Annotated in this window: 10 protein-coding genes; 8 read left to right on the forward strand and 2 right to left on the reverse strand. The window is 70.6% G+C overall.

Annotated elements, in window-relative coordinates:
- Positions 1-90 precede the first annotated feature (90 nt).
- Both D7X99_RS40430 and D7X99_RS40435 read left to right on the forward strand, forming a co-directional pair.
- Positions 91-546: a hypothetical protein gene (locus D7X99_RS40430; RefSeq protein ID WP_120577725.1), complete on the forward strand. Its 456-nt coding sequence runs from the start codon at positions 91-93 to the stop codon at positions 544-546.
- 130 nt (positions 547-676) lie between these two features.
- Positions 677-1,093 carry a hypothetical protein gene (locus D7X99_RS40435; protein ID WP_120577724.1) on the forward strand — a complete coding sequence of 139 codons (417 nt, stop codon included), beginning with the start codon at positions 677-679 and terminating at the stop codon, positions 1,091-1,093.
- A gap of 254 nt (positions 1,094-1,347) precedes the next feature.
- On the opposite strand, the gene D7X99_RS40440 is transcribed toward D7X99_RS40435, so the two are convergent.
- On the reverse strand, positions 1,348-2,013 hold the full coding sequence (locus tag D7X99_RS40440) for an SCO family protein (protein ID WP_233614159.1): 666 nt from the start codon (positions 2,011-2,013) through the stop codon (positions 1,348-1,350).
- 132 nt (positions 2,014-2,145) lie between these two features.
- Here D7X99_RS40440 and D7X99_RS40445 point away from each other — a divergent pair, with 132 nt between their 5' ends.
- Genes D7X99_RS40445 through D7X99_RS40455 form a run of 3 tightly spaced genes read left to right on the forward strand, consistent with a single transcriptional unit; the run spans position 2,146 to position 5,044 of the window.
- Entirely contained in the window at positions 2,146-2,478 is a 333-nt protein-coding gene (locus tag D7X99_RS40445; protein ID WP_169826539.1) for a hypothetical protein, read from the forward strand.
- A complete protein-coding gene (locus D7X99_RS40450; protein WP_120599874.1) occupies positions 2,478-3,314 on the forward strand; it encodes a cytochrome c oxidase subunit II in 837 nt (278 codons plus the stop codon). Before D7X99_RS40445 ends, D7X99_RS40450 begins: the two co-directional genes overlap by 1 nt.
- The gene (locus D7X99_RS40455) at positions 3,311-5,044 is read left to right on the forward strand and encodes a cbb3-type cytochrome c oxidase subunit I (protein WP_121782395.1); all 1,734 of its coding nucleotides are present in this window, start codon (positions 3,311-3,313) and stop codon (positions 5,042-5,044) included. Before D7X99_RS40450 ends, D7X99_RS40455 begins: the two co-directional genes overlap by 4 nt.
- Here D7X99_RS40455 and D7X99_RS40460 read toward each other — a convergent pair.
- Positions 5,041-6,588, reverse strand: coding sequence for a glycosyltransferase family 39 protein (locus D7X99_RS40460; RefSeq protein ID WP_158627158.1), 1,548 nt, complete (start codon positions 6,586-6,588; stop codon positions 5,041-5,043). The genes D7X99_RS40455 and D7X99_RS40460 overlap by 4 nt on opposite strands.
- 191 nt (positions 6,589-6,779) lie before the next feature.
- On the opposite strand from D7X99_RS40460, the gene D7X99_RS40465 reads away from it, so the two are divergent.
- From D7X99_RS40465 to D7X99_RS40475, 3 genes are all read left to right on the forward strand, one after another.
- Complete coding sequence (locus tag D7X99_RS40465; RefSeq protein ID WP_121782392.1) at positions 6,780-7,355, forward strand: cytochrome C oxidase subunit III; 576 nt, start codon at positions 6,780-6,782, stop codon at positions 7,353-7,355.
- Positions 7,352-8,359 carry a cytochrome c gene (locus D7X99_RS40470; protein ID WP_171805633.1) on the forward strand — a complete coding sequence of 336 codons (1,008 nt, stop codon included), beginning with the start codon at positions 7,352-7,354 and terminating at the stop codon, positions 8,357-8,359. The genes D7X99_RS40465 and D7X99_RS40470 overlap by 4 nt, the downstream gene beginning before the upstream one ends.
- Positions 8,360-8,463: 104 nt before the next feature.
- The coding region (locus tag D7X99_RS40475) for a LysM peptidoglycan-binding domain-containing protein (protein WP_121782394.1) at positions 8,464-9,014 on the forward strand (551 nt) is incomplete at its 3' end.

A 9,014-nucleotide genomic window follows, 5' to 3' on the forward strand; every position in this document is an offset into this window, starting at 1 on the left:
GCCGTCCGGGGCGGGGAATGGGTACTACTGGAAAGATGGGCTAGAGTTGTTCCCAGCCGTCTTTCCTCTCCTCTCCGGAGCGAAACCGCAATGTCCCAGCAAGCCCCTGGCAAGAAGCGTGGTCTGTCCCGTCCCGTGGAAGTCGTCCGCGCGGAGCTCCTCAAGGATCCCGAGACGAAGCGCATCGCGGATGCCGTGGGCATGAAGCTGGAGGACTACGTCGAACTGGTGCTCGAGTACGCGCAGGACAAGGACAAGGAGCCCATGCTCAACGTCGTGTCCGACGAGGAGCTGAAGGCGAACGGCTTCCCCGTGCACACGGTGGAGGAGGTCGGTGAGTTCCTGGTCGCGGGCGCCAAGGGTGAGCTGCCCGGTCAGGGCAACCCCTTCGCCAAGTCCGAGTTCGAGGCCAGCAAGGGCGGCACCGCCGGCAAGCCGAGCCTGAACCCCGCGGCCGAGGGCGCCCCCCAGACGCCGCAGGACGAGGCGAAGCGCCAGGAGCTGCTGGAGCAGATGAAGAAGGGCGGCGGCGGAACCCGCGGCTGAGGTCGCCCGGAATCCCCGTGAAATAGATCGGAAAATGGGGAGGAAACATTTTCCTCCCCCCTCCGAGAATCCTTTTGAAGCTTCACTGCGGCACACACTCTCCAAACCAGATTCAGTAGGGGGTTTCACCATGGGCGGCATCGGCAAGGTTGTCAGCAGCGTCGCGAAGACGGTCTCCAACATCGCTGGCGGCGTCGCGAACATCGCGGGCAAGGCGCTGAACTTCGTGCAGAACCCCATGGGCGCCATCACCGGCGGCCTGAAGGGTCTCGCCGGCGGCCTCCTGGACAAGCTCCCGTTCGGCCTGGGCAAGCTGGCGAAGCCGTTCGTGGACAAGTTCATCGACTCCGGCGCGTCCCTGCTCGCCAAGGGCCCCCTGGCCGGTCTGTCCCAGCTGACCAAGTTCGCCCCCACCGTGAAGTCCATCGCGGACATCGCGACCACCGTGAAGCAGGGCGCGGACCAGGTCGGCGCGCTGGCCTCCCAGCCCGCGCAGCAGAACGTGCAGAACCTGTTCGCCCACGCGCAGGCTGCGCTGACCAACTGAGTTCCCCGCTGAAGCTGGCGTGACTCATGCACGAAGGCCGGTACTCACCGCGAGGTGGGGGCCGGCCTTTCGGCTTTGCGGGCCAACGCCGCGCGAGGCACGAGGGTCGGTCCTCCGTCCGTCATGGGCGGGGCGCCGGCCCTTCGGTTTTGAAGGCTCCGATGTCGGCTCTGTTACGGGCTTTGGAAGTCCGGGTGGGATGTGACCCGGAATGACGCACCCGTAGTATGGGCGCGATCAGGAAGCGGCGCGGCTCAGCCCTCTTCGCGGGTGATGCGGAAGGCGTCGGTCTCCAGCTTCTGGGTCGCCTCGGGGTCCGCGCTGTCGTAGTAGCCGCGAATCTCTCCGGTGCCGTCCACCAGCACGAAGTGGGTGCCATGGAAGATGGAGAGCAGGTCGTCCTCGGGGGCGCCGGCCTCGCGGCCCATGCTGATCTTGAAGCCCTGGACGATGGTGTCCTTGAGGGTGGCGTAGTCGCCGGTGAGGAAGTTCCAGCGGGTGAAGTCCGCCTGGTACTTCTTCCCGTACTCGGCCAGCCGCTCCGGGGTGTCGTAGGCCGGATCCACGGAGAAGGACACCAGCTGGAGATCCGTCCCCAGCTTCGAGGTGTGCTCCTGCACGCGCGCCATCTTCTGCGTGAAGACGGGGCAGACGGTGGGGCAGCGGGTGAAGATGAAGTTGGCGATGAACGGGTGGCCGCGGAGCTGCTTCAACCCGAAGGGCTGTCCGTCCTGCCGCGTGAAGGTGAAGTCCTGCAGCGCGCCCAGGCGGGGCGGCGGCTGGGAACGGCCCTGCACCAGGTCGTGGACCGCCACCCCCATGAAGCCGAGCGACGCCACGGCGATGCCCGCCCAGACCCAGGAGCGGCGGACGGGACGGGAGCGGGGTGCGGCGGACGGGGAGGGCGATTCGACGGACATGCGTCGGCACGTACGGCATCAGCGGGGGGCGCACAAGCGCCGGGCCTGACGGGGTAGGGGCTGGCCGCATGCGAGGCATGAGGGAGAGTGGCCGCTTCGCGGCGGGCAGGGTGCGCCTTGAGGGGACGTTGGGTGCGTGCTAGCCCGGAGGTCGTGGCCCATGCCCTCTTCCAGCCCCCGGGTGGACGCACTTCGCCGGGCAGGTGGGGAGGCTTCCGGTCGCTGGCGGGGTCCGGGCCGTGGCTCGGACTCATCGGAGGGCTGGTGCCGGCGGCGGTGTTGGCGTGCCCCTCGTGCACGGCCCGTGCGCCGGAGTCTCCCGGCGGGGCGGGCGAGCTGCTGCTGGCGCTGATGCTGGTGCCCTTCGCGCTGGTGGGCGTGGGGCTCTGGGCGGCCTGGCGGGCGGGGCGAGATGCGCCGGGAGCAGAGCGGGCTTCGGCCCCCGTGGAACAGGAGCACCCGTGATGGCGGAGTCCCCGGCGTTATCCCCGTCGTCCCCGAGCGACGTCGCGCCGCCGGATGCGCAGGCGCCCCTGGCGGTGCCGCCCGCGCGTGGTGCCTGGAGCCTGGCGCCGCCGGAGAACGCGAGCGCGACGGGCGACCGCATCGACGCGCTGCTGGCCACGAGCCATGGCTTCGACCTGGCGCTGGCGGCGGTGATGCTCGGGTGGATGTTGCTGGCGGTGGTGCGCTTCCGGGGCGCCCGGAAGGTGGCGCCGGACGGGGGCACGCGTCGCTCGCGGGCGTGGGTGCTGGGGCTGGCCCTGGGCGTGTTCGGCGTGGTGGACGGGACGCTGTTCCTGGGCTCCCAGGGCTACCTGAACGACGTGCTCTGGAACTTCCGCGTCCCCACGGAGGATCCGCGCACGGTGCGCATCCAGATCAACGCGCACCAGTGGTCGTGGGAGGCGCGGTACGCGGGCGCGGACGGGGCGTTCGGCACGAAGGACGACGTGGTGACGTGGAACGACCTGCGCGTGCCGGCGGACGTGCCCGTCTGGGTGCAGCTGGTCTCCACGGACGTGGTGCACGGATTCTCGCTGCCAGCCTTCCGAGTGAAGCTGGACGCCATTCCGGGCCGCGTGAACCAGACGTGGTTCCAGGCCGCTCGCGAGGGTTCGTGGGAGGTGGCCTGCTACCAGCACTGCGGCACCAGTCACTACCGGATGCGCGGCATGCTGACGGCGCTGTCCCCGGAGGCGTACGCGGCGTGGCTGCACGAGGCGAGCCTCAAGGCGGTGCAGGGCTACGACCCGGATGACACCGCGGCCCACTGGGGCTGGGTGTGGAGGACGCCATGAAGGCGGGGGCGCTGCTGAAGTCGCTCTGGACGACGGACCCCCAGCGCGTGGCGCGGCAGTACCTGTGGGGTGGGTTCCTGTTCCTGCTGGTGGGCGGCCTGCTGGCCATGCTCATCCGCTTCCAGTGGGCGTGGCCCGGGCAGCCGGTGCCGGGGCTCGCGTGGGTGCTGCCCGAGTCGAAGGGCGCGCTCACTCCGCCCACGTACACGGCCGTGTTCACGATGCACGGCCTGTTGATGATCTTCTTCGCGGTGACGCCGCTGCTCTTCGGCGCGCTGGGGCACTTCGTGCTGCCGCTGGCCATTGGCTCCAGGCAGATGGCGTTCCCCCGGCTGTCGCCGCTCGGCTTCTGGGCCTACGCGGTGGGCGGCGCGCTGATGCTGGTGTCGTTCGTGGTGCGGCTGGGGCCGGCGAGCGCGGGGTGGACGTCGTATCCGCCGCTGGCGACGCCCGCGTTCACGCCGGGGCTGGGGCAGACGCTGGTGACGGTGGCGGTGCTGTGCGTGGGCGTGTCCGCGTTCCTGTACGGGCTCAACTTCGTCGTCACGGTGGTGCGCTGCCGGGCGCCGGGGATGACGTGGGGCCGGATGCCGCTGGTGGTGTGGGGGCTGTTCTACGGCGCGGTGCTCAACGTGCTGTTCGTGCCGGTGCTGGCGGCGGCCACGGTGCTGCTGCTGTTGGACCGGGTGGCGGGCACGCAGTTCTTCATCGCGGGCGCGGCGGCGGTGGGCGGGGGCGGCGACCCGCTGGTGTACCAGCACCTGTTCTGGCTGTTCGGCCACCCAGAGGTCTACATCCTCATCCTGCCCGCGTGGGGCATGGTGGGGGACTTCGTGGCGTTCTTCAGCCGCAAGCCCGCGCACGGCTACCGGATGACGGCGGGGGCCATGGGCGTGGTGACGGCGCTGAGCGGCGCGGTGTACGCGCACCACCTGTTCACCAGCGGGATGGCGCCGGTGCTGGGGCGCACGTTCATGGTGCTGACGTTGCTCATCTCGCTGCCGGCGCAGGTGATGTTCCTCAACTGGCTGATGACGCTGTGGCGGGGCAGCGTGCGGCTCACGTCGCCGATGCTCGCGGCGCTGGCGACGATGATTGTCTTCGGCCTGGGCGGCATCACGGGGCTGGCGCTGGGCGCGGTGGCGACGGACGTGCCGCTGCACGGGACGATGTGGGTGGTGGGGCACTTCCACCTGACGATGGGCGCGGCCAGCTTCCTCGCGGTGTTCGCGGGGCTCTACTTCTGGTTCCCCCGCATGTACGGGCGCACGTTGGATGAACGGCTGGCGAAGGTGCACGTGCTCCTGAGCGCGGTGCTGTTCATCGCCGTCTTCGGAGGCCAGCTGGTGGCGGGCTACGCGGGGCAGCTGCGGAGGCTCTATGACCCGTACCAGTACACGTTCCTCGCGCACCTGCTCACGTTGAACCGGTGGACCAGCTGGGCCGCGTTCGCGCTGGGCGCGGTGCAGCTGGTGTTCGTGGTGAACCTGGTGCGGACGCTCAAGTGGGGCCGGGCCGCGGAGCCGAACCCGTGGCGGGTGGGCACGCTGGAGTGGATGGACGCGGGCCCTGGCGCCGTGGTGCTGCGCGGGCCGCATGCGCTGTCGCAACCGGAAGTACAGGAGCAACTGGGTCGCGATTGGATTGGGCAGGCGGAGCCGCTGCCCTCGGGTGTGCCCGTGGCGGAGCCGGTGGCGACGCCTGTGCCCGGGGTGGAGGGCGCCGTCTAGCGGTGCTCCCAGAGGTCCACGCCGCCGCCGTCACCCGCGGGGAAGCGGCGGACGAAGCGCTGCTTGAACCAGGGGCGGCTCTGCGGCGTGAGCTGCCACTCTCCCCGCCAGCCGAGGACGACGAAGCGACAGGAGCCCAGCATGATGCGCAGGGCCTGCTGGGCCTCATCGGCGGAGAGGGCCTCGTCGGTGGTCTCGAAGCGGTCGCCGGAGCTCATGGCGTCCTGGAGCATGGTGGCGTAGCCGTCCACGATGGGCGTGGCGCCCGAGGGGAGCCGGCCCGCCGCGAGCGCCCAGCCTGGCTCGAAGGAGAAGAGGCACGCATCGGTCGGCACGTCGGCGCGGATGTGCTTCGCGAGCGCCACCACGTCCGGGGCCTGCAGTTGGGCGCTCTGGTAGACGTGCCGCGCGCCGGGGACGAACGCGGCGGCGAGCAGCAGCGCGGCCACGGCGCGTGAGGCCGTGCGGCCCCAGCGGGTGCTGAAGGCGTGGAGCACGGAAGCGCCCAGGCCCGCGAGCACGGCCTCCGAAGCGGCGAGGTGCGCGTTGTACTGGTTCCAGTAGGTCCGTGACGCGAGGAACAGGACCCCGCTGAGGACGAACGTGCAGGCGAAGAAGCGCGCGGCGGGGCGGTGCTCCGGAGCGGCACGGAAGGCGCGCACGCACGCGGTGCCCAGGCCCACGAGGGCGAGGAGGACTCCGCCCCAACGGCGCTCGTGGAAGATGTCGTGCAGGCGCATCCAGCGGTCCAGTTCACCGTCTGGCGGGCGTGCGGCCTGGAAGGTGATGACGTCGCGGATGAACTCGGAAGGGGCGAGCGCGGCCAGGGGGCCCACGACGACGGCGAAGGTGGCGAACGCGACGAGCACGGGCAGGAGTGCGTGACGCCAGGACTCCTTCCCCGGGCGTGAGAGCAGCGCGGCGATGAGCCACAGTCCTCCCGGAAGCTTCACGGAGATGGCGAGGCCCAGGAGCACGCCCGCGCCGATGCGGCGTGCTCGGGAGTGGGTGCCGGAGGTGAGCCAGAGGTTCGCGAAGCCCAGGCACAGGACGTTGAGCAGGGGCTCGAGGAAGGTGCCGCGCTCGACGATGGCGGCCTCCGGATACGCGGCATAGGCGAGCGCGGCCACGCAGCCCGCGAGCGGACCCCAGGCGCGCCAGGCGACCCGGCCGGCGAGGAACACGCACAGCGCGCCCACGGCGGCGGCGAGGTAGCGGGTGATTCCGTAGGCGGTGGCCGCGTCGAGCCCCAGTGTGAGCGCGGCGCCGGGAGCCCAGAGCAGAAGGCCTCCGGGCGGGTGCACGAAGATGAAGTCGCGGTAGGGCAGGTCCCCGCGCAGCAGGAGCGACGCGGCGGAGAAGTAGACGCCCTCGTCGTAGTCCATGGGGTAGCCCATGGCGCCGGAGCGATGGAAGAACGCCAGTGCGCGCAGCACCCAGGCGCCCAGCGCCACGATGATCAACGGCCAGAGGTCCAGGCCCCGTGAAGCGCGAGGAGGGGCGGACAGGGACGGCGCTGCGAGCGGAGTGGGCGCGGGTTCCATCGGGGCAGCGCGGCAGGCTACTACCGGTGGACCTGGACGCACGTGGGGTTCTTGCACCGTCGCGGCATGACGAGGCCCACCGGTGTGATGCATGGAGGTGATTCGGTCGATGGGCGCCGCTCCGAGGGACGGGGGGCCGCCCGGCTTCCTGGTGCTTTCCGCCGGGCCCAGGCATGCGAGAGTCCAGCCCCGTGAGCACGAACGACCCCGCCGGGACGCTGGCCTCCACGTCCCCTCAGCGCGACGAAGCGAACCTCTGGTTCGGGGTGGTCATCGCGCACGGCGCGGCGGTGATGCTCTTCTGCGCGATGGCCTTCAGCGCGGGCTTCTACCGGCTGCGCGGCTTCTGGCCTCCCGCGTCCGCGCGCCCTGGAGCACTCGTTCCCGCGCTGGCCGGTGGGCTCCTCGTCATCGGAGTCGTGTTGCTGCACGTCGCGCTCCGGCAGCCGCGACCGGGCCGGCTCACGTTCGCGGGAGTGCTCGGCAGCGGGGCGGGGTTCCTCGCGACGCAGGCGGCCTGGCTGCACGTGCTGTTCTGGTACCGGGACCTGCGCGTCCCCGACAGCGGCGTCTTCGCCTCCGCGCTGTATGGCCTGTCGGCGGTGCAGGCCGCGCACCTGGCGGTCGTGCTCGTGGGATTGCTGCGTGCGGGACTCCGCGTGCTGCGCGGTCAGGACGCAAGCGCTCCGTTGCGGCGCGCCCTGCCCGGCTGGTGGTGTTCGACGGTGATGTACGGCGTCCTCTTCGCGGTGGTGTACCTCCCATGAAGCCCACTTCCTGCTCCACTCGTCGGTCGTTTCGTGTGCTCGCCGTGCTCGCGTTGGGGGCGCTCGCTCCCGCGTGCCGCAAGGAGACGCCCACCTTCGAGCCCATGAAGCTCGCGGACGGCACCGTCATCCCCGCCGCGACGCTGGCGCGCGGATACGACGTCTACACGCACTACTGCGCGTCCTGTCACGGCGAGAAGGGCGACGGTCAGGGCCCCGCGGGCTCCGGGATGCGGCCTCCGCCGCGCAACTTCCACCAGGGCCTCTACAAGTTCGGAGGCGTGGCGGCGGGCGAACTGCCCACCGACGACGCACTGAAGCGCACGCTGCGGCGGGGCCTGCACGGCACGCCGATGTTCGCGTGGGACGTGCCCCCGGCGGACGTGGACGCCGTGGTGCAGTACCTCAAGACCTTCAGCCCGCGCTGGAAGCAGGAGTCCCCCGGCGCGGCCCTCGCCCTGACCGACGACCCGTGGAAGGGCCGTGAAGCCGAGGCCGTGGCGCGTGGCCGCACGGTCTACCACGTGGCCGGCAAGGGCAACGCGGGCTGCGCCAGCTGCCACGTCGCGTACCTGCCCCGAGCGGAGCTCGCCGCGCTCACGGAGAGCGTCACCGGCCGCAAGGTGAACCTGGCGAACGCGGATCCGTACACGGCGCTGCAGCGGGATTCGGACTACTCGCTCACCGTGGACGCGAAGGGCGAGGCCACGCAGTTCGCCAAGGTGCTGCCGCCGGACTTCCTCTTCCACCGCCTGCGCACCGTGTGGCCGCAGGACACCCGCGTGGAGGGCCAGCCGTACACCGCGCAGGCCCAGCGCGAGGACCTCTACCGCGTGATGGCCGCGGGCGTCGGCGGTGCGGCGATGCCGTCGTGGAAGGGCGCCATCCCGGAGGAGAACCTCTGGGCGCTCGCGTACTACGTGCAGAGCCTCATCGTGATGCACGACACCGGCGCCGCCCGCGACCTTCAGTCACGGTTGCGTGACTCGAAGGCACAGGAATAACGGATAGATGCAGCAACCTGAAAAGTAGGTCTTCCTGGGAAACTAATTCCCAGGCGTCGCGAAAATCCGGGCACTGATTTACCTCTTTTCCCGGAGTTTTAACCGTGACGACCTATTCCGTTCGCAGCGGCGACACGTTGAGCGGGCTCGCGCAGCGCTTCAGCACGTCGGTGTCTTCGCTCCAGAAGACGAACCACATCGCGAACGCGAACCTCATCCGCGTGGGCCAGAGGCTGACGGTCCCGGACGGGTTCCAGGCGGCGCCGTCGAAGGCGGGCAGCTACACGGTGCGCAGCGGGGACACGCTGAGCGGCATCGCGGGGCGGCACGGCACGACGGTGGGGGCGCTGGCGAAGGCGAACGGCATCGCGAACCCGAACAAGATCTACGTAGGCCAGCGGCTGACGATTCCGGGCGCGGGTGGAGGCGCGGCGCCGGTGACGTCGAAGCCGCCGTCGTCCGGAGGCGCTTCGTACACGGTGCGCAGCGGGGACACGCTGAGCGGCATCGCGGGACGGTATGGGACGACGGTGGGGGCGTTGCAGCAGGCGAACCACATCGCGGATCCGAACAAGATCCAAGTGGGCCAGAAGCTGACCATTCCGGGCCGCACGGGTGGCTCGGGCGGGACGTCGAAGCCGCCTCCGTCGACGGG

Origin of the sequence: Corallococcus sp. AB032C (assembly GCF_003668935.1) — a bacterium.
GTDB classification, from domain to species: domain Bacteria; phylum Myxococcota; class Myxococcia; order Myxococcales; family Myxococcaceae; genus Corallococcus; species Corallococcus exiguus.